This is a genomic window from Variovorax flavidus, assembly GCF_030317145.1.
Lineage (GTDB): Bacteria > Pseudomonadota > Gammaproteobacteria > Burkholderiales > Burkholderiaceae_C > Variovorax > Variovorax flavidus.
In genome coordinates, this window is sequence record NZ_JASZYE010000004.1 from 333768 (window position 1) to 358435 (window position 24668).

27 protein-coding genes are annotated in these 24668 nt (G+C 64.4%); 12 read left to right on the forward strand and 15 right to left on the reverse strand.

The genetic code is table 11. The features are described from left to right. Positions 1 to 404: 404 nt before the first annotated feature. Positions 405 to 683: a hypothetical protein gene (locus QTH90_RS21465; protein WP_286666597.1), complete on the reverse strand. Its 279-nt coding sequence runs from the start codon at positions 681 to 683 to the stop codon at positions 405 to 407. A 307-nt stretch (positions 684 to 990) separates the two neighbouring features. Then, positions 991 to 1368 (reverse strand): response regulator, encoded by a 378-nt coding sequence (locus QTH90_RS21470; RefSeq protein WP_286666598.1) that lies wholly within the window; start codon positions 1366 to 1368, stop codon positions 991 to 993. Positions 1369 to 1910: 542 nt separating this feature from the next. Between QTH90_RS21470 and QTH90_RS21475 the strand changes: the two genes are divergently transcribed. Beyond that, positions 1911 to 2138: a hypothetical protein gene (locus QTH90_RS21475; protein ID WP_286666599.1), complete on the forward strand. Its 228-nt coding sequence runs from the start codon at positions 1911 to 1913 to the stop codon at positions 2136 to 2138. A gap of 564 nt (positions 2139 to 2702) precedes the next feature. Here QTH90_RS21475 and QTH90_RS21480 read toward each other — a convergent pair. Together QTH90_RS21480 and QTH90_RS21485 are read right to left on the reverse strand one after the other, a co-directional pair. Further along, a complete protein-coding gene (locus QTH90_RS21480; RefSeq protein ID WP_286613238.1) occupies positions 2703 to 3833 on the reverse strand; it encodes a low temperature requirement protein A in 1131 nt (376 codons plus the stop codon). A 374-nt stretch (positions 3834 to 4207) separates the two neighbouring features. Next, the gene (locus tag QTH90_RS21485; protein WP_286666600.1) at positions 4208 to 4741 is read right to left on the reverse strand and encodes a DsbA family protein; all 534 of its coding nucleotides are present in this window, start codon (positions 4739 to 4741) and stop codon (positions 4208 to 4210) included. Between the two features lie 158 nt (positions 4742 to 4899). On the opposite strand from QTH90_RS21485, the gene QTH90_RS21490 reads away from it, so the two are divergent. Further along, positions 4900 to 6120, forward strand: coding sequence for an alkene reductase (locus tag QTH90_RS21490; RefSeq protein ID WP_286666601.1), 1221 nt, complete (start codon positions 4900 to 4902; stop codon positions 6118 to 6120). Positions 6121 to 6246: 126 nt separating this feature from the next. Next, complete coding sequence (locus QTH90_RS31535; RefSeq protein ID WP_353506167.1) at positions 6247 to 6459, forward strand: FAD-dependent oxidoreductase; 213 nt, start codon at positions 6247 to 6249, stop codon at positions 6457 to 6459. A gap of 128 nt (positions 6460 to 6587) precedes the next feature. Here QTH90_RS31535 and QTH90_RS21495 read toward each other — a convergent pair whose 3' ends face one another. The 3 genes from QTH90_RS21495 to QTH90_RS21505 all read right to left on the reverse strand — a co-directional run bounded on the left by QTH90_RS21495 (position 6588) and on the right by QTH90_RS21505 (position 9476). Next, complete coding sequence (locus QTH90_RS21495; RefSeq protein WP_286666602.1) at positions 6588 to 7091, reverse strand: hemerythrin domain-containing protein; 504 nt, start codon at positions 7089 to 7091, stop codon at positions 6588 to 6590. 386 nt (positions 7092 to 7477) lie between these two features. Beyond that, a complete protein-coding gene (locus tag QTH90_RS21500) occupies positions 7478 to 7786 on the reverse strand; it encodes a sensor histidine kinase (RefSeq protein ID WP_286666603.1) in 309 nt (102 codons plus the stop codon). A gap of 268 nt (positions 7787 to 8054) precedes the next feature. Further along, positions 8055 to 9476 (reverse strand): aminotransferase-like domain-containing protein, encoded by a 1422-nt coding sequence (locus QTH90_RS21505; RefSeq protein WP_286666604.1) that lies wholly within the window; start codon positions 9474 to 9476, stop codon positions 8055 to 8057. A gap of 189 nt (positions 9477 to 9665) precedes the next feature. Between QTH90_RS21505 and QTH90_RS21510 the strand changes: the two genes are divergently transcribed. Together QTH90_RS21510 and QTH90_RS21515 are read left to right on the forward strand one after the other, a co-directional pair. Next, entirely contained in the window at positions 9666 to 10709 is a 1044-nt protein-coding gene (locus tag QTH90_RS21510) for an LLM class oxidoreductase (protein ID WP_286666605.1), read from the forward strand. A 194-nt stretch (positions 10710 to 10903) separates the two neighbouring features. After that, the gene (locus tag QTH90_RS21515) at positions 10904 to 11350 is read left to right on the forward strand and encodes a hypothetical protein (protein ID WP_286666606.1); all 447 of its coding nucleotides are present in this window, start codon (positions 10904 to 10906) and stop codon (positions 11348 to 11350) included. A 589-nt stretch (positions 11351 to 11939) separates the two neighbouring features. Here the strand turns inward: QTH90_RS21515 and QTH90_RS21520 are convergent. Further along, entirely contained in the window at positions 11940 to 12239 is a 300-nt protein-coding gene (locus tag QTH90_RS21520) for a hypothetical protein (RefSeq protein ID WP_286666607.1), read from the reverse strand. Positions 12240 to 12648: 409 nt separating this feature from the next. Between QTH90_RS21520 and QTH90_RS21525 the strand changes: the two genes are divergently transcribed. Both QTH90_RS21525 and QTH90_RS21530 read left to right on the forward strand, forming a co-directional pair. Continuing rightward, complete coding sequence (locus tag QTH90_RS21525) at positions 12649 to 13794, forward strand: EAL and HDOD domain-containing protein (RefSeq protein ID WP_286666650.1); 1146 nt, start codon at positions 12649 to 12651, stop codon at positions 13792 to 13794. Positions 13795 to 13929: 135 nt separating this feature from the next. Then, entirely contained in the window at positions 13930 to 14052 is a 123-nt protein-coding gene (locus QTH90_RS21530) for a hypothetical protein (RefSeq protein WP_286666608.1), read from the forward strand. A gap of 65 nt (positions 14053 to 14117) precedes the next feature. Here the strand turns inward: QTH90_RS21530 and QTH90_RS21535 are convergent, their stop codons facing one another. From QTH90_RS21535 to QTH90_RS21545, 3 genes are all read right to left on the reverse strand, one after another. After that, a complete protein-coding gene (locus tag QTH90_RS21535; RefSeq protein ID WP_286572596.1) occupies positions 14118 to 14384 on the reverse strand; it encodes a hypothetical protein in 267 nt (88 codons plus the stop codon). Then, on the reverse strand, positions 14374 to 15213 hold the full coding sequence (locus QTH90_RS21540; RefSeq protein WP_286666609.1) for a helix-turn-helix transcriptional regulator: 840 nt from the start codon (positions 15211 to 15213) through the stop codon (positions 14374 to 14376). The genes QTH90_RS21535 and QTH90_RS21540 overlap by 11 nt, the downstream gene beginning before the upstream one ends. A 322-nt stretch (positions 15214 to 15535) precedes the next feature. After that, positions 15536 to 16987, reverse strand: a complete 1452-nt coding sequence (locus QTH90_RS21545; protein ID WP_286666610.1) for a sigma-54 interaction domain-containing protein — start codon at positions 16985 to 16987, stop codon at positions 15536 to 15538. Positions 16988 to 17070: 83 nt separating this feature from the next. On the opposite strand from QTH90_RS21545, the gene QTH90_RS21550 reads away from it, so the two are divergent. Further along, positions 17071 to 17868: an MEDS domain-containing protein gene (locus tag QTH90_RS21550; protein WP_286666611.1), complete on the forward strand. Its 798-nt coding sequence runs from the start codon at positions 17071 to 17073 to the stop codon at positions 17866 to 17868. Positions 17869 to 17895: 27 nt separating this feature from the next. Here QTH90_RS21550 and trxA read toward each other — a convergent pair whose 3' ends face one another. The 4 genes from trxA to htpX all read right to left on the reverse strand — a co-directional run bounded on the left by trxA (position 17896) and on the right by htpX (position 21614). Further along, positions 17896 to 18279 carry a thioredoxin gene (gene trxA / locus QTH90_RS21555; RefSeq protein WP_286572592.1) on the reverse strand — a complete coding sequence of 128 codons (384 nt, stop codon included), beginning with the start codon at positions 18277 to 18279 and terminating at the stop codon, positions 17896 to 17898. A gap of 14 nt (positions 18280 to 18293) precedes the next feature. Beyond that, positions 18294 to 19133 (reverse strand): universal stress protein, encoded by an 840-nt coding sequence (locus QTH90_RS21560; RefSeq protein ID WP_286666612.1) that lies wholly within the window; start codon positions 19131 to 19133, stop codon positions 18294 to 18296. Between the two features lie 278 nt (positions 19134 to 19411). Next, positions 19412 to 20698: an NAD(P)/FAD-dependent oxidoreductase gene (locus QTH90_RS21565; RefSeq protein WP_286666613.1), complete on the reverse strand. Its 1287-nt coding sequence runs from the start codon at positions 20696 to 20698 to the stop codon at positions 19412 to 19414. A 10-nt stretch (positions 20699 to 20708) separates the two neighbouring features. Next, positions 20709 to 21614, reverse strand: coding sequence for a protease HtpX (gene htpX, locus QTH90_RS21570; protein ID WP_286666614.1), 906 nt, complete (start codon positions 21612 to 21614; stop codon positions 20709 to 20711). A gap of 572 nt (positions 21615 to 22186) precedes the next feature. Here htpX and QTH90_RS21575 point away from each other — a divergent pair. The 4 genes from QTH90_RS21575 (at position 22187) to QTH90_RS21590 (ending at position 24658) form a co-directional block, all read left to right on the forward strand. Next, the gene (locus tag QTH90_RS21575) at positions 22187 to 22858 is read left to right on the forward strand and encodes a BON domain-containing protein (protein ID WP_286666615.1); all 672 of its coding nucleotides are present in this window, start codon (positions 22187 to 22189) and stop codon (positions 22856 to 22858) included. 107 nt (positions 22859 to 22965) lie between these two features. Further along, complete coding sequence (locus tag QTH90_RS21580) at positions 22966 to 23583, forward strand: HdeD family acid-resistance protein (RefSeq protein WP_286666616.1); 618 nt, start codon at positions 22966 to 22968, stop codon at positions 23581 to 23583. A 28-nt stretch (positions 23584 to 23611) separates the two neighbouring features. Continuing rightward, positions 23612 to 24175, forward strand: coding sequence for an Hsp20/alpha crystallin family protein (locus QTH90_RS21585; RefSeq protein WP_286666617.1), 564 nt, complete (start codon positions 23612 to 23614; stop codon positions 24173 to 24175). Between the two features lie 30 nt (positions 24176 to 24205). Then, positions 24206 to 24658 (forward strand): PRC-barrel domain-containing protein, encoded by a 453-nt coding sequence (locus tag QTH90_RS21590; RefSeq protein WP_286666618.1) that lies wholly within the window; start codon positions 24206 to 24208, stop codon positions 24656 to 24658. Positions 24659 to 24668: the final 10 nt, after the last annotated feature.

Consider the following 24668-nt stretch of genomic DNA (forward strand, 5'->3'; position numbering starts at 1 on the left):
TAAGAAGTGCGACCGTGATGCCGACGGCAAGCCATCGTAAAGGCTGGGCTTTCCAAACCGCAAGGACGACCAACATTGCCGTGCTCAACATCACTCCAAAGGTGACGGGGTCTCTCATTGTTCAGGAACAAAGCGCACGAATGTATCTGCGCCACATTTACCAATCCTGAACGGCTCCCCGCTAGAATCTTCAAGCTCCGCTAGGCTTGGTTGCCATGAACCAGGCGGAGATGATCAAGCCGATGCCGACTCCGATGCCAAGCGGATATGCCATATCGTATGACGGTGCGGCAATGGGTCCGCCGCGAAGCTCGATCTCTGAGGTCACGAGCTGACATCCGCAAAACGCAATAAGCGCCAGCCCTACGACCAGTTCGATCGTGGCCTATCGCGACGTAGAGAACTTACGCCGGTATCCCATCGGCTTCCTCAGGCGAACCGCGTATTGGAAACTCTCTCCGCTCAACACTTGAGGATGCGGCCGGAATTGTTCCAGCGGGCCAAGAAGGGGAGGCGTGATGCACGCGTAGGTCTTCAGCCGCGTTCACGGTCAGCATGCTGAAGCTGAAGAGCTCTTGTCCGGTGGGGAACACGGTGGCGGTCAGATCATCGCGATCCCTCGCCACGCCGAAAAAACTCAGCAGGCGATCGACGCGGGAAACGGCCTCGTAGTTCGAACACATGGCGCAATGATGCCGCAGGCCATTTACCGTTGGACCGGTAGCGCTGGCAGCACGAGGCAGTCCCCTTCCGGCGGATGCCGGGCGAGACTGCATTGACTTCCTGGAGTAGCCGACCTTCAGGGACCATTGTTGGAAGACCGCACAGGGCCCCGTTGCAGACATCTGCGTGGGCTTGTCAAACCGGAGCAACCCGTCATTCGCAGACTTGGTCCAATTTGCCTGGAAGCCGACCTTTGCGCCGGGCATACGACAACCTCTGCAGGTCCGGAGCGCCCGACCCGGCGCCCAGCGCCCGCGTGCCGGCAAGTCATCCGGCTCGTGGCGTCGCATTGCAGTAGTCGAAGAACGCCTCCAACTCGCCAGATTTGTCGAAGACCGCATCCGCGCCCAAATCAAGACACCGACGGCGCATCTGGGGCGTGGGATAGTTGGTCAGAACGACCACGCGCTGGTGCGGAGACCGACTTTGGCAAGCACGCAAAACGGTCAGCCCGGAACCCTCTTTGAGGAAAAGATCGACTACCGCCAGATCCCAATAGCTGCTGTATTCCTCCATGGCAGCCAGAGCCTCGGCTGCGGTCTCGGCGACGGCGACGACCACGATGTCGGCGAGCTCGCCCATCGCTGGGATGAGGTTGTCCCGGATCGTCTTGCTGTCCTCGACAAGGATAGTGGTGAGTGGCATCGTGCATACGCTTTTGGCGTCCCGTTCAATACTGCTCACATACGTAAATAACCGGCCACCGGGTCTTAGCCGGGCAGGTGGGATTTACTCCTCTATTAGGCGGTTCCGATGTCAGACGGCTGCCCGACATCCGGCAGCGCGGCGGCTGAGCGAAACACGGGAAGCTGCTAGCAAGATGAGCGATGAGCGGCGACGGTCCCTTCCTGGATGCGTCCCTGCAGCAGAGCCCTCAGCCCTTGGATCACCAAACGGGTTTCGGCTTGGGCGTAGTTGCCCGAAGGGGCAAGTGCCTTTGCCCCAAAGCAGAGCGGGCACCCTCGAAGTGATGCTTGGGGCCCGCGCCCGTGGGGCGTTGCACCACAGGGCAATATCAGTGGGCGATTGCGTACCCCTGTTGAGTTGCTTTGCAGCTCGAAGCTGCGCGCAGTTCCGTAAACGGTACCGTATCCGGGCAAAGCGGCTACCATGGTCCCCCCTTAAAGAGGAGAGTGGAAATGTCTGGCCGACCAATGCACGAGGAACCACCACCCGTACTGGATGCCTTGGGCAAGAGCAAACAGGCAACCGAGACTGTCCAGCAGGCAGCGGACGATCTCGCAGTCGTACATACAGTGCTCGATACGCAAGTCCCTGCAGAGGCTCGGAACGATGAAGTGGATCAGGCCCTCGCCCAGGCTGATCAACTGCAGGCGGAGTTGGACAAGTCCGTGGAACTCTTGCACGACGTCACCAGGACCTTGGAAGCTGAGGTTAAGAAAAGCACGGCCTGATCTCGGTCGAACCGAGCGCGCGAATCCTGCATTTCCTTAGGGTCCTTGCTTCTTGGGCGAGGGAATCCTTGCTCTGTTCGCCGGCAGTTACGAAAAACCCGAAGGCACGCATAGAAACCGTCTGGCTAAAACCCACGTTTGGCCTAAGCGGGACGCGCAACCGCGCCTGACACTTCGCGAACACCCTGGTCGGCAGCCTCGCCGAAGGGCGTTTCGATGTGCAACGAACAGCCACTTCGGAGCATGCCGTACACCCAAGGCCACTTCACCGGCGACTCTCATCGCTACACCGGGTTCACGCCGAAGGTATTCCGGTTGAACGCGCGAGAGGCGTAGAGGCGTCCAGCCGGGCCCATTAGATGAGATCGTCGGCCGGGATCGGGAGCGATGCAGGGGCGAAATGCATTAACCCCCAGACGCTGTCGAGATCCTGCGGCGACGCTTCGGCCGGACACAGGGATGCTTGAGGGCTCGCTGCAGCAACGCTGTGCACCTTTACAAAATCAGCACAACTACGGCCAGCCCAAGTCTGCTTCTCCTCCCTCAAGCCGCGCACGTAGCGGCTCAGGCCGCCGCCTGCCTGGCGCGCACTAGATGGCGGTAGCGCAGGTTGAGCAGCACGTAGCAGATCATGGTCGCCGTGAGGCCCACCAGTATGGCGCCGAGCCCGAGCGGCAACATCAGCACGAGTGCCGTCAGGGCGAACACGGCCGCGGTGTTGGACAGCAGGTAAGGCCGCAGTTCGGGCACCTCCATGTAGTAGCCGTATTGCTTGCCCAGGAAGAACAGCACCGTACCGACCGCGGCCAGCTGACGGAAGTCACCCGGGTCGAGATCGTCCAGGATCGCATGCCGGATCAGCGAGGCCAGGATCGCCAGGCCGATGAACAGGAAGAAGTGCGAATAGAGGATCGAGTGCCCGGTCGCCAACTTGCGGTGTTCCAGCAAGTGGAAGCTGTCGTAGTAGATCCACCAGATGGCCGACACCATGACGAATCCGCTGACTGCGGCGATGACGTTGGATCGGATCCAGGTGATGTCCGCCAGCGCCGCGGAGATGCTGATCACCGATTCGCCCAGCATGATGATGGTCAGGCAACCGACTCGTTCGACCAGGTGTGCCCCATGCGCCGGCACGACGTGCAACCTCCGGCTCAGCAGCACAAGGGCCGCCATGTCGAACACGATCCCGGCATAGAAGACCAGGTAGCTCCACGGTGGCTCCAACATGACCGAGGAAAGGCTGATCGCGGCGCCGACGGCGAACACGGTGCCCACCGTCGACGCGAAGCCACCACGGTCGTGGTGCTTGCGCCTGGAGACGAAGTACATCACGGCGATGATCAGCCGCGCCCCGCAGTAACAGGCTACGGCCAGCGCGTAGTGTTCCTGGAGGCCGGCCGAGATCTGCGCCGAGATCACGATCAGCAGGAACATGATCAGCAGGGTGGAAAGCCTGTGCTGGCGGCTGTCGGTGTCGAAGCGATTGGCGTAGATCGTGTGGCCCGCCCAGATCCACCACAGTGGCAGGAACACGAGCACGAAGCGCAGGATCTGATGCGCCCCGATGTGGCCCTCATGCGCTTCGCTCAGAATCTCGCCGGCGTCGCCAATGGAAACGACGAAGATCAGGTCGAAGAACAGCTCCAACCACGTCGCGCGCCGGTGAGGGTCGAAATATCGCAGGTCCTTCATAGGCCATCATAGGCCTGAAGCCCGGCCCTGCGCGTAGGGCGCGCCGCTCGAAGGTGCCGTACGGGATCTCCAGCCGCCGCACCGACAGGGCGGGCACCAGCGGCACCGGGTGTGTTCCGCGCACGACGCTTGCGCCGGGGCTCGCCGACCACCTAGATGCGTTCGGCGCTCACGCCCGGCATGGCGACCAAACAAGGACGATCTCGCGCTTGTTTTCGAACAGGTCCACGGCGGCTCCCAGACCACCTGGGCCTGCTGCACCGCCTCGGGACGGAAGAACTGGCGGTGCAGCCGCTCGGCCTGGTCCATCAGGTCGCAGGCCTGCCCCCGCATCCAGCCGCTGGTATCCCTTTCGCGCGCCATGGGAGCGGTGCTCAGGAGTCTCCGGCCGCGACCAGCATGATCGAGGCGAGCAGGGAAGTCTCGTCGTACCCGCCCCGGTGGAGCACGCCGTTGATGAAGAAGGCCGGCGTTCCCTTGACGCCGCTTTGCAGCCCACCCTTCATGTCGTCCTGGACCTTGGGCAGGAACACGTGGCCGGAGAGGTCGCCGGCGAACCGATTCAGGTCCAGGTGCAGGGCGGCGGCGTACCTCAGCAGGTCGGCGGGCGCCAGTGCATCCTGGTGCTCGAAGAGCAGGTCGTGCATCTTCCAGAACCGGCCCTGGGCCCCCGCCGCTTCCGCGGCCTCGGCCGCGAGCTGCGCGTGCGGGTGCACGCTGACCAGCGGGAACTGGCGGAACACGACGGCCAGCGTGTCCGGCAGGTCCTGCTCCAGCTTCTTCACGACCCCGTAGGCCGCACCGCAGTACGGGCACTCGAAATCGCCGTATTCGACCAGCACCACCGGTGCGTCCGGTGAACCGCGCAGATGGTCGCGCTCGTTGATGGAAGCAGTGAATTTGTTCATGGACCGAAGTTAGCCGCGCGCCGCCGACGTTTATTTCGGTTTCCTGCTGTCCATGGCGGCGGCCGGCTGACATTTGAAGCCTGGACACGCGGCGTCCGGTTTCGCCGCCGGCCAGGGTCGACACTTCGGCTCGTCATGCCCGAAAGAAGGAGTCCTTTATGTCCGCCACCATCGAGTCGCCCGCCGCGACAAACCAGGCCGCTGAGCCCCAGGACGCGGAGCAGCGGCTGTTGTTCCAGCCCATCAGAGTCGGTCGCTTCCAGTTGCCGCACCGCATCGTCATGGCACCGCTGACCCGGTCGCGTGCACGCCAACCGGGGAACGTGCCGTGGGCGCTGAACGCCTGCTACTACCAGCAGCGCGCCTCGGCCGCGCTGCTCATTTCCGAGGCGACGCAGGTCTCGATGCAGGGGCAGGGCTACGCCTGGACTCCGGGCATCCACAGCCGTGAGCAGGTAGAGGGGTGGCGCCTGGTCACCGATGCGGTGCACGAAGCCGGCGGCCGCATCGTCCTGCAGATGTGGCATGTGGGCCGGATCTCCCATCCCTCGCTGCAACCCGATTGCATGCCACCGGTCGCGCCCTCTCCCATCCGGCCGGAGGGGATGGCCTTCATCGAGAACGACAAGGGCGAAGGCGAGCTGACGCCCTTCGTGACGCCGCGAGCGCTGCAGTCCGAGGAAATGCCTTACCTCGTGCGCCAGTACGAGCGCGCGGCGCGCAACGCGATCAAGGCCGGTTTCGACGGCGTGGAGGTCCACGGTGCCAACGGCTACCTGCTCGACCAGTTCTTGTGCAGCGGCACCAACCGCCGAACCGACGCGTACGGTGGTCCGGTCGAGAACCGCGCGCGCCTGCTGCTGGAAGTCGTCGACGCGGTAACCCAGGTCTGGGACGCCGACGCGGTGGGCGTGCGCCTGTCGCCGATGGCAACGGCAAACGACATCCGCGACGACGATCCCCTGACCACCTTCACTTATGCCACGTGCGAGCTGAACTCCCGCAAGCTGGCCTACCTGCACGTCGTCAACCCGGCCATGGCCGCGCTGGAGAGCAAGACGCCTCCCAGTGCGGCGGCCATGCAGATGCTGGAGCGCATTCGCCAGGCCTGGAGCGGCCCGCTCATGCTCGCTGGCGGATTCGACGCCGAGACGGCCGAACAATGGCTGAGGGAGGGCCGGGCCGACCTGATTGCCATCGGCCGCAACTTCATCGCCAACCCGGATCTTCCGGAACGGCTGCGCGCGCACGCGCCTTTGAATGCGGACGACAGGTCCACGTACTACGGCGGCGGCGAGAAGGGCTACACGGACTACCCCAGCCTGGCGCAGGAGCGCGGCGAGGCGCCCAAGGCTTGCGTGGACGAGAGCTGGCGTTAGGCTCAGCCGAGGGGATTGGCGCGCCAGATGTCCTGCGCATCCGGAGAGCAGGAAAGGTCTGACCGCGGATCGCTCGAGGGCACCGGGCCCTAACGCGAGCCGAGCGGCGTTCCCGTTGTCGCACGCGTGGACCTGCGTGGGATTCCCCGCACGCAGGAGGCTCGATGCCGATGGCATCGGTGCGAATGGCAAGCACGACAATCTGCTCTTTGCTGGCCGCAACATCAGTGCGAGTCATGCAGGCTTGGCGCTACGCGGGTGATGGCCACCTGCGCTGTCATGGGCGAGGCGGCGGGGACCGCGGCGGCCATGTGCCTGGACCTCGTCGAGGAGCACTGACTGCTGGTTCAGGCTCAGAGCAAGCGTCGCGCGCGCTCATGCAGAATTTGAGCAACGGGTTCTCTGGGCTAGGCCATTGCGAGCGGGTGGTTCGCAAATACGCGAGGGACCGGCACCAGCACCTGCGATCAAGCCTTGGCCTGCCCCATAGCCACCGAGATCGAGGATGCCACCGCGGCCCATTCCTCGCGCGTCAGATGCGTCGCTGTCTGCGAATGCAGCAGAGAGTCTTCTTCGTCTAAATGGACGAGCATCAATCGGCGGTGCTCATGCAGCAGCGCTTCAATGCCGTCACCTACGCCGGCCGGGCCGGAGGCCGCGGCCTTCAATCTCGTCTTGGCCTGCAGAAGCAGGTCATCGCAGCAATCGCGTGTGGATTCGAGGCGGATCAGCAGGTCGTCGGCCTGCACCGATCTGCCGCGCAGCGTTTGCACCAGAACGACGCCTTTGGGCCGATGCGTGGTGTGGTCGAATGCTTGCAAGCGTTCGATAAGCGCGGAAAGCGCCCCCGCTTGAGGGCCGCTGCAGGCCCAAGCTCCGTCGTTCAGGGCGTCGTCGACGAGGTTGAGCAATTCACGCAAGCGCGCGTGCTCGACACGCAACACTGCCCATGCACACTCAGCTGCCAACATGTCTTTGTCCCCTTAGAGCAATGAGGTACTTCTACTGCGTCCGGCGCAGCGCCGCAACATGATTTCAGTGGGGGTGTCGCCGATCGCCGCCGTCGATTGAGGAATGGGAGTTGTTCTTGACAGGGTGTTTGGAACACAGGCTGCAGATGGCATCGGATGGGCCCATTGCTGCCCTCCACCTCGATGCCAAGCACTGCGCCTTCGCGGCGCCAGTGGACGTTCAGGCCGTGATCTATACACAGGCGTAATGGGCCCGTTCGTGTCTTTATCGAGCTTTGAAGCGCCGCTTGCGCTCCGGAGGCGAGCTGCGTCGCGACAGCCTGTCCTAGAACTGCTCCGTGGGGATATGGTGAAGATGCACCCCGTGCTCGGCAGATCCCTGACGGTCAACACCCCCCATCGGCCTCTACGTTCCGCCGCGCGATGGATAGGCCGAGGCCCAATCCGCTCCTGTTGTCACCAACCTGCACAAGCGGCTGAAAGATGGACGTGGTCGTTCCTGGTGGAAGACCTCCGCAGTTGTCCTCCACGTCCAGCAGAACATGGTCGCCCTCGGCATAGGCGCCTAGCGAGACCTCTGTGTGCGCATGCGTGAACTTGAATGCGTTGTGAAGCAAGTACACCAGGGCCGCCAGCAGCAGGTCTCGATTCCCGGAGATGGCGAGGGTGACGTCTACATCGGCAACCGAGAACATGCAGCCCTTGGGGCTCGCGTCGACCCAAGCGGCATTCTCTCAGCATCATTGCGGTCCATTCCGTTCTTCGACTGCCCCATTCGCCACCTCGGTCTGCCATGAGGCAACGGATCGCTTTCTGCGACCTCAAGGACTGCAGGATGCGCCTGCATGACTGCTGGCGAGGTGCGGAGTGCGGCTTGGACTGGGCCCGTCGAGCTCGAACGCTGAGCTCGCGAGCATCGAGGTTTCGGACGACCGGACTGGCTGGGCTTTGAGTTGAGCCCCGTCACCCTTGCATCAGGGATGTCGCAAGTTGGCCGACAGTTTGCATGGCCGACGTAAAGCGCGGATCGCCGCCGTGGCCATAGTTCAGGCGCAGGCAATGCGTGAAGCGCCTGTTGGCGGAAAACAGCGGCCCCGGCGCCAGGCTGATGCCGTGCTCACGCGCCAGCGCGTGCAATTTGGTCGTGTCCACGCTCTCGGGCAATTCGAGCCAGAGAATATAGCCGCCCTGCGGTGCTGACATGCGCGTTCCGGCGGGAAAGTTGGCCTGCACGGCCTCCATGGCGACAGCCAAATACCGGGCGAGCGCTGCGCGCATGCGCCGCAGGTGCCGGTCGTAGCCGCCACGGTCAAGGTAGGCGGCGATGGCCGCCTCCGAGGGAATCGCCGGCGAGAGTGTGTACATGAGGCGCATCTGTTCAATCTTCGCGGCGAATCGTCCGCCCGCAACCCAGCCGACGCGGTAGCCGGGCGCCAAACACTTCGAGAAGGAGCCACAATGGATCACGAGGCCTTTGGCGTCGAACGCCTTGGCAGGCAGCGGCTTCTTTGCGCCGAAGTAAAGCTCGGCATAGACGTCGTCTTCGATCAGCGGAATCTCATGCTCTGCGAGCAGCGCAACCAGCGCCTTTTTGCGATCATCGGGCATCAAACTTCCCAGGGGATTCTGGAAGTTCGTCATGAGCCAACAGGCCGCGACGCTATGACGTTTCAGCGCTGCGGCCAAGGCGTCAATGTCGATGCCCCAAACCGGCGAGGTCGCGACCTCAAGCGCGCGCAATTGCAGTCGATCGAGCGCCTGCAGCGCGGCGTAAAACGTCGGAGACTCCACCACCACCACGCTCCCCGGCCTCGTGACCGCCTGCAGGCTCAGGTTCAGCCCCTCCATCGCGCCATTGGTCAGCACGACTTCGGTGGGAGAGATGACCATTCCGTCCATCGCGTAGCGCAATACGATGTGACGGCGCAGCGCCTCGTTGCCCGGAGCGAGGTCCTCGACCAAGCGCCATGGATTGAAGTCACGCATTTCGCTCCCGAGGTGTCGCGCCAGTCGCGTGAGCGGGCACAGCGACGGGCTCGGGAACGCCGAGCCGAGCGGTACGAACTCGCGGCGGTTCATTGAACCCAGCAACTCGAAGACCAACTGGCCAGTGTCCACCATCCTCGCTCGTCCATTGGGCCTCGAATCGTCGGGCGCCGTTATTTCCGCCTGGGCAAGGTCTCCTTTCACGTAGTAACCGGAGCGGGAGCGCGCCTCGACCAGACCGCGCGTTTCGAGCAGATAGTAGGCTTCAAATATGGTCGTCCGGCTGAGGCCGCGGGCTGCGCTCGCAGCTCGCACCGAGGGAAGTCGGTCGCCCGGCCGCAGCATTCCGGAGCGGATCAGCTCAGCAATTTCGTTCGCATAGCGTTCGTAGAGGTTCATGAATTCAAGGAAGGGGGCTGCTCCATTTGCACAAGGCGTCGCCTGCATTAGGCACCCACATGTTTCGGTGCGGACAACAGTAATTCGCGTCCGCCCGCACATGTCGCTGTCCTTGGGCAGTTTTCGCAGCAATCGGGAATACTGGCGCCCTCGCCCTGCGTACGCTTGCGCCATCAAACAGGAGCGCGCATGCTGAAAGTCAATTCGATGGCCACGGTCGACGAAGCGCCAGGCTTTAGTCGCATGTTCCGCGTGGGCCGCCTCACGCTCGGCGTCTTCTTCCCCATAGAGGCCTACACAGGCGATGAGGCGTCGATGCACGACCAGGAGCGGCTTGCGCAGCGCGCCCAGGCGCTCGGCTACGCCGCCCTGTGGGTGCGCGACGTGCCGCTGCGCGATCCGAGCTTCGGCGACCTCGGTCAGATCTACGATCCCTGGGTGTACCTCGGCTGGATTGCGGCACACACGCAAACGATCGCGCTGGCCACGGGCTCCATCGTGCTGCCGCTGCGGCACCCGTTGCATGTGGCCAAGGCCGCTGCCTCGGTCGACCGGCTGTCGGGCGGCCGGCTGGTGCTGGGTGTGGCGTCGGGCGACCGACCGGTGGAGTTCCCGGCCTTCGGCGTCGACATCGAACGGCGCGCCGCCCTGTTCCGCGAATACTTCGAGGTGATCCGCCGCGTGCTGGAGCGCGAGTACCCGACGTTGACGTCGACGGCCGGGGTGCTCGCCGCCAACGCGGACCTCGTGCCCAAGCCGGTCGGACGTCTGCCGATGCTCGTCACCGGAAACAGCGGGCAGCCGCTGCCGTGGATCGCCGGGCATGCCGACGGCTGGATCACCTATCCGCGCGGCATCGATCGCCAGGCCGAAACGGTGGGGCGCTGGCGCGACGAGGTCCATGCCGCCAAGCCGGGCGCCTTCAAGCCGTTCGTGCAATCGCTCTACGTCGATGTCGCCGACGATCCGCACCTGCCGCCGACGCCCATCCATCTCGGGTTCAAGGCCGGGCGGCACTTCCTGCTGCGCTTTCTCGACTCGCTGCGCGTGGTCGGCGTCAACCACGTCATCCTCAACCTCAAGTACGGCGCGCGGCCGGCGTCCGAGGTGCTCGAGGAGATCGGCACCGAGGTGCTGCCGGCCCTGGCCGACGCGCAGGGCGACAAGCTTGTTGGCGGCGAGTTGGAACCTGGCGATGCCGAGGTCAACGAAACGCTCGCGCCGCAGCATTGAGGCGTGCGCCTCAGGAGACCACCGATAAAGCGCAGCTTCGTTTTCCTCGCCACCAAGCTCGGGGAGCGGCGCGGTCCCTGGCGATCCCGTTGGTGGCTCAGTTGGGGCAAGTACCGTTGCACGCGGAGTGCCCATCTGGCCCGGTCGGAATTGCCCGAAACTGGTCATGTTCGCCGGGCGCTTGATTGCCGAGAATGGAAAGCCTGACCCGAGGCGGCGACACACTCGCGCGGCATCTGGCCGCCACGCCGCCGCGGGCAGTCATACGTCAGATGAAAACAACCGAAATGCTAGAGCTCGAACGGGCACTCCACTCGATCGAACTGATCCTGGCCGCCCGCTACGGCGACCATGAATTTGCGCCCTGGTCCGGCCCCACCAATCTAGGCGAACTGCCTCCGCCAGCGCAGGAGGTCGTCATCCGCAGAGTCGAGGAGGCCAACAAGGCATCCCAGGAGCGCGCGGCCATTCATTTCTGCCTGACGTCCGCCGCCAGGCTGCTGACGGTGACACAGCTCCTCATGACCGAACCCGTCTACCGGTCGCCCGAGCATCACGCCCGGCGGCTACGCGAGTTGGTGGACGAAATCCGCGCCGGGGCGCGGTCCGCCCACCAGGCCGCATTGATGCTGCTGGGCTAGCATACCGGCTCGGCCGAGGCCGTCGATGGGGCAATGCAACAAGCTGCCGGCAGGAACACTTGAGCCGAACGGGTGCGGGCGAAATGGTCGCGATCGAGCATTTGCGGACCGGCGCTTCACCCACTGCGTGCGCATCAACTAGGTCATGGAGGTGACGGGCGCTTCCTCCCCGCAGTCCGCAAAGTGGGCGAGTTGGCGGTTCGACTTGCCGCGAGCTGACTTTGAACTTCCCAGATCGAACTTGAGGTGACTACACGCGGCCATTGCGAGGCACAAAGAATTGGCTCGGCCGCTGTTACTCAGCTTCAGATAGATCCCCCTCGTTTGGCCGGGAGGTCGAGCTCCAGTGGCGCCGTGGGCGCGAAGTGCTCGTCGTCGACCTGCTGCTCGAAGTCCCATGCGGCCAACCTGAAGCCGGCTGCGTCAACAGGCCAAACCGTGACGCATCGGCCAGCTTTCAATTCGCTGGCTGCGTATTGCAGCGCTTCCTCCATTCGTGCAAACGAAGTCGCTGCTCGGGTCTGCTCGTCGAGCCGTTGCGGTGTTGAAACCGCCGCGGTTCGCGTCTTGACAGAATTCTTCATCGCACTCAGTCCCTTCCCGTCAAAAGTAATCCCGCCTGGTAGGCCATGCGTGCCGCCATCTTGATTTCCTCGAGTAACGCCCTCAAACGCTCTGCGCCATCCCTGGCCGTCAAGGATTCGGGCTGGACCATCAGTTGATGCGCAACGCCCATGAGCATCCTCGATGACTCGAGGCTCTTCTGAACCGCCCTCCTGTCCTGAACGGTGACATTCGATTCGAATGCATCGCCACTCTTGCACCGGTCGAGCATGACTTCTATCAATTGGCGGGCGATCGCCATGTCCATCACTTCAGGGGTTTTCATTCCGATATTCCAACGCCCAATCAGGAGCGCGCGGCAACGATTCGCAAAGGAGGCAGTGTTGCCGACCAGGCACCAGCTGCACAGGGTCAGTTCCAACGCATTCGGGCGGTCCAGTTCGGGGGACCGGAGAGCCGCCGATGGACTGGCCCGGTCGAACTAGCACCGACTGACCCTGTTCGGCGCAGGCCGGGTTGCAAACAATCGGAACGCCGGAGATCGAACGGTTCTTCACACCAAGACAATGCCATTCAATTTTTTCAGCCGCCCGCGCGCGGCCGCAGCATGCGGTGTCGAGGCGAACGAGCCGGCCGTCAGCGAGGCCATGCGCGTCGAACCAGGCGGCTTCGTGACCTACGCGCTTCTGTTGGACGCCGAGAAGCGTGTCAAGGGCTACAAGCTCGCATGGCGCATGGCATTGCCGAACGGCGAGCCGAACGCTTTCGAGAACTTGCGGGCGCTCCTCTCCTGCGTCGCGACTAACCTCAATCCTCCCAAGACCGGGTGGCGCCTTGGCAGGCTTGTCCTCTTCTTCGACATGACGGTCGACGGGCTCTTCCTGAATGAGTTGCAGGCCTTGCCACCGGAGAACGTCGTCCTGTGCATGGGTCAAGACGACCTGATGGATGCGGACATCCGGCCGACGCTGCTGCAGCTTCGCACACAGGGTTATGGCTTCATGCAATGCGGCGCCGAGGCGCTGCCTGAAGACCTTGAGTTGTGCTCCATCATCACCTACGTGGACGTGGGTGACGGTCATCCCGAACTCGTCACGAACATCCGGCGCGAACAGCCGCTACGGACGCCGATCATTCAGCCTATCGCCACGCACATGACGACCTGGCAGGACTTCGACGCCTGTGCTGCGCGCCGCCTGGATGTTTTCGTGCAGGGCAGGGAAGCGATCATCCCCAGAATCGAAACGGGGGCCATCTTGCAGCCGGAGGCCATGCTGATCGTCCGCCTGATGCAGACGATCCGACGCAATGAGGACTTGCGCACCATCGAAGCGGCCCTCAAGCATGACGCCGCGCTGGCCTACCGCCTGCTGCGTCACATCAATTCACCCGGCATTGGAATCGGCGTCCAGATCCAGTCGCTGCGCCACGCGGTGGCCATGCTCGGCTATTCGCCGCTGTTCCGGTGGCTTTCGGTGCTGCTGGCGACGAGCAACAAGGGCTGCGCGGCGTTCATGACGAAGAAAGCGATCATCCGCGGCCGGTTTGTCGAGCTGATGGGCCAGGGGATCGTGCCACGGGACGAGGCCGACAACCTGTTCGTCGCCGGCATGTTTTCACTCATCGATCACTTGCTCGGCGTCTCCCTGGAAGAGGTCCTGGAAAAGGTCCAGCTTTCCGAATCGGTGCAGCTCGCGATCTTGAAGCGCGAGGGCGTATATGGACCCTTCATCGCTTTGGCTGAATCCTGCGAAGTCGACGGCAGCGAGGCGGCGCATCTGTCCGAGTCGCTCTTCATGAGCGCGGAGAAGGTGAACGCCGCGCACCTGTCGGCGTTGGCATGGGCGCAGGACGTGGCCACTGTGGACTCGGCCTGCTAATGGCCAATTGGATTTCGACCTGCTCGGCTCCGTGAGGCGCGCCGCGTGCGCGGGCAATGCCTCTACCTGGCCTGCAGTACGTTGATGAAACTGACCCTTGGTGGAGCGCCCGATCGGGCTCACATTGATGTTCCCATGCTCGTACCAGTGACGCTTCGGCCCGACTTGACCTTCTACGGGCTGGTCGCCCTGCACGCCAAGGAGGCCCTGCGCGACTGCCAGTGCGAAGGTCGGCCGTACTCTCCCATCGCGCAATGAGCCCCGCCGGGACACTGCGAAAGAGGCCGTCACGAGCTTTCGGCCGACTCGACGAACTCCGGCGGTCAGGGCGAGGGCACGCTGCCCTTGCCACTGTCGTCATCGCCTGCGCCATACGTACCCGGGCAGGGGGTGACCCGCGGCCATTCGTACTCTCGCCCCATCATCGCCCTTGCGAACAGGTAGTTGTTCCTCGCGCGTTCGCTGCAATGATCGAGGTCGACATGGCCATGGCAATCACAGGGAAACGAGAGCGCCCGGCCCAGTTGGTACAGCGACTGGAACCGCAGCTCGAACGCGACGGCGTTGTGCATGGATGTCTCATCGGTCATGGTGGCCTCCTGATGGATCAATGGGCCGGCTCGAGGCCTCGCGCGCGCTCGTCCGGAATACCTTCGGCGTGAACCCGGTGTATCGATGAAAGACGCCGGTGAAGTGGCCTTGCGTGCGAAAGCCCACATCAGCGGCCACTTCGATGATCGGCGAGTCGGTGCCGGCCAGGAGCTCCTTGGCGCGTTGGATGCGCTGCAGAAGGATGTACAGGTGCGGCGACTGTTCCGTCGATTGCTTGAACATCCGCGCGAAATGAAAGGGGCTCAGATTCACCTCGGCGGCCAGCTGTTCGACGCGGATCGTCTCGCCGAGATGCTCGGCAACGAAGGTGCGGACGCAGCGCATCTTGTGGGGCGCCAATCCGCCGGTGGGCATGGCCTTCGCAGGTCCCGCGGCCACGTAGTTCCTGGCGACGTGGGCAGCCAGCAGGGCGGCCAATGCGTTCAGGAAACTGGCCGCCAGTCGGTGGCTCGGGAATTCCCGGTCGACAGCGTCGGCGACTTCGCGGATCAGCGAATCGGTCGCCGCATGGGGTTGGACAAAACTGAACTCGTCGCTGCCCAGCGCGGCACGGGCCGTCTCGCTGAAGAAGGGCTCTGCGATGCTGAGGATGAGCGTGTTGGAGCCGGGTCTGTCTGCAAGCGAATGAGGGAGCGCCGGCGGAACAACAGCGACCAGCGGCGCGCGGACGTAAGCGGTTCGGTCTCGCGCGGCCTCCATGCGATGGGTGGTGCACAGATTCGCGGTTTCCTTCGGCACGAGGATGTCGACGGAATTGCGTGTGCGCACGCTGCCGAGATCCGCTGCACCCAGATGCGCAATGCGCATGACCGGATCGCACACAGTTCCTGGAGGCGGAGGAGACGGCCGCTTTGGAAAATGGACACTCAACAAGCCGTCGTTTGCGGCATGGTTTTCTGCAAGCATGGGGCCCCCTTCTTCAACTGTTTCCTGCGCTGCCGACGACAGGCATGCTGTTCATCTCGCAAGGGACGTGCCGATATCGCGAGCGCGGGCGAATGACGCGCTGCCTTGCAAAATCACGAGGCGTGACAAGGGTTTAAGCCAGCAGGACCGCGCTCGCGACTCGCTTGATGAGGCACTGGGCTGCCGGCCCTCCGTCACCGCTGCCGGCATTCCGGCAGCGCGGTCAATTGCGCGTGATGCCGAGCTTCTGCATCTTGGATTGCAGCGACGTGCGCTTCATGCCCAGCTTGGCGGCCGCACCGGCAGGGCCGGCGATGACCCAGTTGCATTCTTCCAGGGCCCGCAGGATATGCTGGCGCTCCATGCGTTCGAGACTTTCGTCCGAGGCATCTTCCGCATTGGGGCGAGGCTTCAATTCGCCGGCCGGGACTTCCAGCGTGGCGCCTTGCGTGAGGATCACGCAGCGCTCAATGAAGTTCGACAGTTCACGCACGTTGCCCGGCCAGGAATACCGGCAGAGCGCCGCCAGGCTTTCGGGGGCAATGGTCGTGATCGACCGGTTGTTGGCGCGCGCGTGAACCTGCAGAAAGTGCTGGGCCAGCACGGGGATGTCGTCCGCGCGATGGCGCAAGGGCGGCGTCTCGATCGGGAATACCTTCAGGCGGTAGTAGAGATCGTCGCGAAAGGTGCGGGCGGCGACCATCCGCGCCAGATCGCGATTGGACGCCGCGATCAGCCGCACGTCGGTCTTCTGCGTGTGGGTGCTTCCCAGGCGTTCGAACTCGTGCTCCTGCAGCACGCGCAACAGCTTGGCCTGCAGTTCAAGCGGAATCTCGCCGACCTCGTCGAGGAAGATGGTGCCCTTGTCGGCCAGTTCGAAGCGCCCGATGCGCTTGCCGACGGCTCCGGTGAAGGCGCCTTTCTCGTGGCCGAACAACTCGGCTTCGATCAGCCCGGTGGGGATGGCTGCGCAGTTGAGCCGGACAAAGGGGTATTGTCGGCGGCGGCTGAGCCGGTGTATGGCATGCGCGATCAGCTCCTTGCCGGTCCCCGTCTCGCCCTGGACGAGGACGCATGCATTGGTCGGCGCAACGCGCTCCACCAGCGTCAGTGCCTGTGCGAGCGACTTGCTGCGACCGACGATCTCGCCCCAAGGCTGTTCGGTTTCCTGGCGCAGGTAGGCGTTGTGCGCCTTGATCTCGTCGTTGAGCCGTTCCGCGGCCTCGGCGCGCTGTCGGGTGGCGGCCAGCTGTGCCCGCTGGAGTTCGACGGCCGCCTGGTTCGCGGCCACCCGCAGCAGCAGCGTTTCGGTGGCGCTCGGAAATCCGGGGCGCCGGGAGGCAGCCAGCATCACTCCGACCTCTTTCTTGACCCCGAGCCATAGGTGCGTGACGCGGAGATCGCCTTGCTGGAACGGATTCGGCACCACATAGGGCACGCCGGGGTGCTGTGCCAGTAGCCACGGTTCGATGACTGCGCCGATCTCGTCCGCACGTCGGGCGATGTCGGGCAGATGCTCGCTGCGTGCCAGCTCGAGCATCGGCGCCGCCTCGCCGTCCAGCCGCGCGTATGCCAAGTCCAGGGCCAGCATGCGCGCCAGCATCTCGAGCAACGTTCGCAGGATGGACATTGGGTCGCGGCTGTCCCACAGGGACGGCAGAGCGAGCAAACTCATCAGTCCGCTGATGCAGTCCTGAAGGCGGCGGATTTCAATGGCGGTTTCATCCATGGTCTGCGATTCAAGGGCAACCAGCAAGCGTGGCACGGATCGCCCTCGGAAAGTGCACTTTCTTTTTCAGAAAGGTGCTAAAAGTTTCTGAGGATCCGCGTGCGACCGCTCGCGCCGCGCGCGGTTTGGCGTACGTTGGCAGAAAACCTGGACGAAATATCATGAATTCAAGTTTCACCGGCCTCGTGGCTTTGTCGTCCGGTCAGGGCGAACAGGTCGCCATGGAAATCGCAGGCTCGACACTGGGCAAGTACCGCCACATCTGCGCCTTCTTCCGCACCGCCGAGGAGGAAAACCGCATCATGATGCCCTTCATCAAGGATGGGCTCGAGCGAGGCGATCGGGCCTTCCAGATCGTTGACCCGTCGCTTCGCGATGAACATCTGCGGCAGCTCTATGCGGCCGGCATCGACGTCGCGCAGGAGGAGCGCGAAGGGAAGCTCGAGGTCCACTCGGTGTTCGACATGTACCTGCGGGACGGGCACTTCGACGTTTCCCGCATGCTCAGCTTCATCCAGCAGCATATCTCGGGCGGTGCGCAGACCCCGATCTCACGGATCACCGGTCACGCCGAATGGGCTGGCGAAGACTGGCCGGGCGTGGAAGACTTCCTCGAGTACGAAGCCCGCCTCAACGACGTAGTGCCGGAAGGGCGCGATACCGTGGTGTGCATGTACGACCTTTCGACGACCAGTGCGGCGCTGATGGCAGACGTCCTGCGCACGCACCCCGTCACTATCCTCGGTGGCGTGCTGCACGAGAACCCCTTCTTCACACCTGCGGACCAATTCATCACCGAACTTCGTGCGCGCAAGGAAGCGTCCTGACGGCCCGCCTTCCGCGCAGCAGGCTCGTTACCAGTCCAGGTCGATCTGCGGGCGCCCCGGATCCTGTTGCACCGCGGCAGGTCTGCGCGGCAGGTGCCGGTCCACGAAAGCGGCGAGCTGGGACTCGCTCATCATCCCCGGCTGCATGGCCAGCTTCTGGCTCTGGTGGAACAGCATCAGCGTGGGCACCGAACGGATCGCATATTTCGCCGCGATGGACGGCGCCTCGTCGATGTCGACCTTGACGACGGCCAGTTCCTGACGCCGGCGCTCCGCGAAGGACTCCAGCGCCGGCGCCATGGCTTGGCACGGTCCGCACCAGGAGGCCGAAAAATCGACCAGCACCGGATTCTGCTGCGCGGCGAGCGTCGATTCGAAATCGCGTTCGCCTGCATGGATTACTGCTGACATCGGGCCTCCCTCTTTCAATGCGCCATCAGCACGGGCAGCGTCATCGAGCGCAGCACGGTCCGCGTCACGCCGCCGAGCAGCAGTTCGTGGATGCGATGGTGACCGTAGCAGCCCATCACCAGCAGGTCGCTGGCCTGATCCGCGGCGTGTGACAGCAGCAGCTCGCCCAGCTCACTCGGCTCGTCGGGGTAGCGGTTCGCGGACGCCTCGACGCCATGCCAGCGCAGCGCGCGCACGATGCCGAAGGTGGTCTCCGCCGGGCCGTAGTTGTCCGGTCCCCAGGACACCACGTGCACGCGCTTGGCGCGCCGTATCAGCGGCAGCGCGCCGGCAACGGCGCGGGCGCATTCGCGCGTGGGCTTCCATGCGATGAGCACGTTCTGGCCGACGGCCGGATAACGCCCGACATACGGAATCACCAGGGCAGGCTTACCGCTTTCCATCACGACCGATTCGACGAAGTCCCTCGGCACGTCCCTCGTTCGCGGCTCTTCGGGATCATGCTGGCCCAGCACTATCAGATCAACATAGAGCGAGGCCTGCGCCGTGCCCCAGACGGGCGGATCGCCCGGCACCTCCGCCCAGGTCATGGCCGGATCGCCGGAGGCCAGGGCCCCGTTGAACAGGGTGCGGGCGAAGTCGCGATGCTCGGGGTCGATCTGGGGCACGATCGGCACGGCCAGGGCCTCGACATCGACGCGCAGCGGCAAGGGCAACAAGCGCGGCTCGACGGCCAGCAGCGCGATCAAGGTCGCCGCGCCGCGGGCCGGCGCGATCCTGCGCGCCATCGCGAGCCGCTCCGCGCAGCGCGGCGAGGCATCCAGGTGAACCAGGATGGATTGGTAGCCGTCCATGTCATTGCTCCCGGTGCGCTGCCGCGACGGGCACATCGTCCGTATCCATGGATGAGGTCCTGGTATCTGTCTGTGCGCACGGGGCGAGGGCCAGCGCGACGACGAGGGAAAGTGTCTTCATCGGGTCTCCTTGAGAGTGCAGGTCAAAGATGTGACGGGTCGAGCATAGGAATCGCACCTGCGCCGCGTCTTCCTGCGGCCTGCGATCTGTGTCCAATTTCGGGGGGGACAGCTGCGGCGGGCCTATTGGCACCTGATGACGCGTGAAGAAGGCGAGATCAGCTGGCGTCGAGATGGCGGTGCACGAAGGCCACCGCCATCGCGCCTTCACCCACCGCCGATGCGACGCGGCGCACCGCGTTGTGCCGCACGTCGCCTGCCGCAAAAACGCCTGGGGTGCTGGTCTCGAGAAAGTACGGCTCGCGGTCCAGCGGCCACTGCGGCGGGCGCCGGCCACCTTGCAGCAGATCAGGGCCGGTGAGGACGTAGCCAGCCTCGTCGCGCTCCATGCCGATCGATTCCGCCCAATGGGTTTGCGGCTCGCCGCCGATGCACACGAAGAGCCATTGCGTCGCGACGCGGCGTTCGGCACCGGCGGCGAGGTCGCGCAACGTGATCTCGCGCAGCGCGGTATCGCCGTGCAGCGCACTCACCTCCGTACGCGCAAGGACCTCGATGTTGGCACTGGCGGCAATGCGGTCGATCAGGTAGCGCGACAGGGTGCCCTTCAGCGATGCGTCCCGGATCACCATACTGACGCGGCTCGCGTGTGACGCGAAGTGCATCGCAGCCTGGCCGGCCGAGTTGCCGCCGCCGACGATGAACACATGCTGGCCGCGCGCCAGCGGTGCCTCGCTGGCCCCGGCGCCGTAGTAGAGGCCGGAGCCCATCAACTGATCCTCGTTGGGCAGTCCGAGCCGCCGGTAGGCCACGCCGGTCGCACAGATCGCGGCGCGCGCGACGATTCGAGTGCCGTCCTCGAGCACGCCCACGCCGCGTCCGGGCTCCAGTTCTGCGCGCACGCCTTCGCGGGCGAGCAGGATCTCGACGCCGAACTTGCACGCCTGCTCGCGGGCGCGCTCCGCGAGGTCCATGCCGCTGATGCCCTGCGGAAATCCCAGGTAGTTCTCGATCTTCGAACTGCTGCCCGCCTGGCCGCCGACCGCAAGGCGCTCGACCAGAACGGTCGACAGGCCGTCGGCCCCGGCGTACACCGCGGCGCTCAGGCCGGCCGGCCCGGCGCCGTAGATGGCCAGGTCGTATTCGGAGCGCGACGGATTCCTGAACCAGCCGAGCTTCTCGGTGATCTGCCGGATCGTCGGGCATTCCATGCGTGTGCCGTCGGGGAAGAGGCAGACCGGCAGGCGCGCATCGTGCAAGTGTTCGACCTGCGCTTTGCTGCGTGCGCTGTCGTCGCTCGGCAGAGGGATCCATTCGAAGGGCACGTCGCTGCGATGCAGGAAGTCGCGTATGGCCCAGGCGGCGGCATTGCCCAGCCGTCCGTAAATCCTCACCAGCGCCGGCCCCGCCGGCGACGGCGGGGCTCTGAAATCGTTAAAGGCCATGATCGAAGCCTCAGTTCGCCCACGGCACGGGGCTTCCATGTCCGACCTGCAGCGCTGCCATGCGCTGCTCCAGCGGCGGATGGCTGGCGAACAGATGCATCCACGACGGGAGGCCGGCGAAGCCCAGCGTCCGCAGCGACTGCGGCAGCTCACCGGCTTCGATGCCGCCAAGACGGCCCAACGCGCGGATCATCGGCTCCGATGTTCCCAAGAGGCGTGCCGAACCCGCGTCGGCGCGGAACTCGCGGTGGCGCGAGAACCACGCCACGATCAGGGAAGCGGCGATTCCGAACACGATCTCGCAGGCGAACACCGTCGCGTAATAGCCGATCCCGCCGCCGGCGTGTTCGTCATCGTCGCGGCGAAGCACGAGCCTGTCGACCAGGTAGCCGACCATGCGCGCGAAGAACACCACGAAGGTGTTGACCACGCCCTGGACCAGGGTCATGGTCACCATGTCGCCGTTGGCCACGTGGGACACCTCGTGGCCGAGCACCGCCTCGATCTCCGCGCGGTTCATGCTTTGCATCAGGCCGGTCGACACGGCCACGAGCGATGCGTTGCGAAAGGCACCGGTCGCGAAGGCGTTGGGCGCACCCGGGTAGATCGCGACCTCCGGTAGGCCGATGCCCGCGCGCCTCGCCAGCGCGTGCACGGTGTCGCGCAGCCAGACCTCGTCGGCGCTCTGCGGCTGCTCGATGATCCGAGCGCCGGTGGACCATTTCGCGATCTGCTTGGACATCAGCAGCGAGATGAACGAACCGCCGAAGCCGATCACCAGCGAGAAGATCATCAGCGTGCCGACGTCCAACCCAGCGGCAGTCAGAAAGCGGTCCACGCCCAGCAGCCGCACGGTGACCGACATCACCATCATCACTGCGAGGTTGGTGGCGAGGAAGAGGAACAGACGCTTCATCGGGCTTCTCCTTGAGTGGGGTTCGGCGCATTCGGTACTGCGAAGCGAGGGTCTCGTCGGATTCGAGAATCGTCGGCTCGGCATGCCTGCTCCTCATCTCCAATGATTGACTCTCGACGGGCCAGCGTAAGGCGCAGTGGCCGCAGTCGTCTTCCGGATTCCTGCGCATGCTGGCGAAGTCCGGCGCTGGGCAGTGCGTCGCATTTCAAGCACATGGCATCGCGAGCGAAGGCCGCATGGCAGGTCACCGAGCGAGGCCTCGGCATCAAGAGGTCGTGAGCCCATTCCGTTGCGTCCGCATGATCAAGCAGCGACCGGCAGCCCCGGCATCTCTAACGGGCAGGCGGCCATACCGGCCTCACGCCGCGCAGCTTCAGGATGAATGCGCGGCAGTGGCTTGATTCGTTGCGCGCAGTCCCGCGACATAGCTGCGCAGGTCTGAGCAAGACCGCGCCGATCTGCCGACCTATTCTTCAAACAACCGACTTTCGCGCCATTGCGCCCGCGTGTGGTTGTCGGATGGAAGTCGCTTCTCCCCAGCGGGCGCTGGATGAACAGATAGAGGATCAATCATGACCGTTGCTACCGCTGCCCGCACCGACGTCGATATTCAGAACGAGGTGCTGGCCGAACTGAAATGGGAACCACGCGTGCAATCCAACGAGATCGGCGTGGCCGTGAAAGAAGGCGTCGTCACGCTGACCGGCTATGTCGATTCCTACACCAAGCGCTGGGCCGCGGAAGAGGCTTCGCATCGCGTGCGCGGAGTGAAGGCTGTGGCCAACGACATCGAGGTCCGGCTGGGTTCCAGCTACGAGCGCACCGACTCGGATATTGCCGCCGCCGCAGCGCGCGCCCTGCAATGGGACATTCTGCTGGAGCGGGAAAAGATCGACGTCACCGTCTCCAAGGGCTGGGTCACGCTGAAGGGCACGGTCGATTGGCAATACAAGAAGCAGCAGGCCGAGCGGGTAGTGCGCAATCTCGCCGGCGTGAAGGGCGTCAGCAACCTGATCGAGATGAAGCCCAAGGCGCAAGCTTCGGACATCAAGAAGCAGGTCGAGGAGGCACTGGTACGCAGTGCGCAGACCGACGCCGCGCGGATCACGGTCGAGGTAGACGGTGGCAAGGTGACCCTCAAGGGCAGGGTGCGCGCCTGGGCCGAGCGCGAGGAAGCGGAGCGCGCGGCCTGGAAGGCGCCGGGCGTGAGCGCGGTCGAGAACCGCATCACGATCGGTCTTTGAGTCTGGCTCCGCACCTTTGCGGCACGAACGGCAGGATCGGGCAAGACAGGCCGTCGCCGGCGCTCTAGCCTCGGTCCTCCCACCGACTTATACGAAGGAGCATTCAGATGTCGACCAATGCAGATCCTGGGGCGAATGACGAGTCATCGAATACGCAAGCCGACGGCGCGGCGTCCTGGATGCTGATCTTGCGCGGCGCATTCGCGATCCTTTTCGGGGTGCTCGCGATCGCGTGGCCGGGCCTGACGCTGATCCTGCTCCTGGCGATGTTCGCGGCCTACACGCTGGTGGGCGGTTTTTCCTCGGTGGCGGCCGCCTTCGTGAGGCGGCACAGCGATCGGCAATGGTGGCTGCTTCTGCTGCTGGGCAGCGTGAGCGTCGGGGCCGGCGTCTATACGCTGGTCTATCCCGCGCTGACCGCCCTCGTGCTGGTGCTGATCATGGGCGTCAACGCGGTATTGACCGGTGCGCTCGACGTCGCGCTTGCGATCCGCCTGCGCCGCGTGCTGCGCGCCAGGTGGCCACTGGTGCTGAGCGGCATCGTCTCGCTGGTGTTCGGCGCGCTGGTCATCGCGGCGCCCGGGGCTGGCGCGCTGACCCTCGTGTGGCTGATCAGCCTGCATGCGGTGCTCACCGGAGTGCTCCTGCTCGGCGTGGGCCTGCACATCCGACGGGCAGCAAAAGAACCCGCGACGCACGCGCCGCTCGCATTGGGCAGCCATTGAGTCTTCAGTCTCAACAAGGAGCTCGAACATGACACTCGATCCACAGAAGTGGTTTCCCTTCAAGTTCAACCGAAGCGGCGCCGCCGAGCGGCCTGCCGACAGCGGCGCCACCGGCGAGGCTTCGTCGCAGGCGCGCTCGTCAACCGAGTGGCCCGCACCGACGAAGCTGCTGCAGGCGCTGGACCCCTTCAACATGCTACCGGGCCCGTTGCGCGGCGCATTCGGCGGGACAAGCGGGTGGTTCGGCGACTTCGGCCCGGCCGTGTTCGAGCCGCGCATCGACATCTTCGACGACGGCGACGCATTGCGCCTCACGGCCGAGCTGCCAGGCATGGAAAAGAAGGACCTGGAAATAGACGTCGAAGACAACATCCTGGTGTTGCGCGGCGAGAAGCGCGTGGATGCCAAGCGGGTCGGGAAGGCCTGCTATCCGCTCGAGCGGGCCTTCGCCAGTTTCCAGCGCGTGCTGCCGCTGCACGATGGCGTGGACCTGGAGCACGCCGAGGCACGCTTCGACCAGGGCGTGCTGACGCTGCGATTGCCAAAGAAGGCCGGCGACACCAAGGCTTCGCGCAAGCTCGAAATCAAGTGATTCCCTTCAACCCCTACGGAGTAAAACATCATGGACACGAAACTTCTTCGCACCAGCATCGTTTGTGCAATGCTCGGCCTCGGCCTGACGCAACTCGCCGGCGGCCAGGCAGCCCCTGACCCCGCGGCGCCGAAGGAAGCGGTCATCAAGGCAGCCCCGGCACCGGTGGCTGCGAAGGCCACGATTGGCGTGACCATCGCCGAAACCCAGTTGGTCGCCACCGGCTACCGCGCCTCGAAGCTGCTTCACCAAGATGTCTACAACGAGAAGGGCGAAAAGATCGGCAAGGTTGACGACCTCGTGGTCTCGACCGACGGCAACCTCTCGACCGCGATCGTGAACGTCGGCGGCTTTCTCGGCATGGGTAAGCACCTGGTTGCGATTCCGGTGCGTCAGTTCACGCACATAGCGCCGAAGGCCGTGCTGCCCAAGGCGAGCAAGGACGAACTGAAGGCCCTGCCGAAGTTCGAATACACCGCCTGAAGAAGGAGCA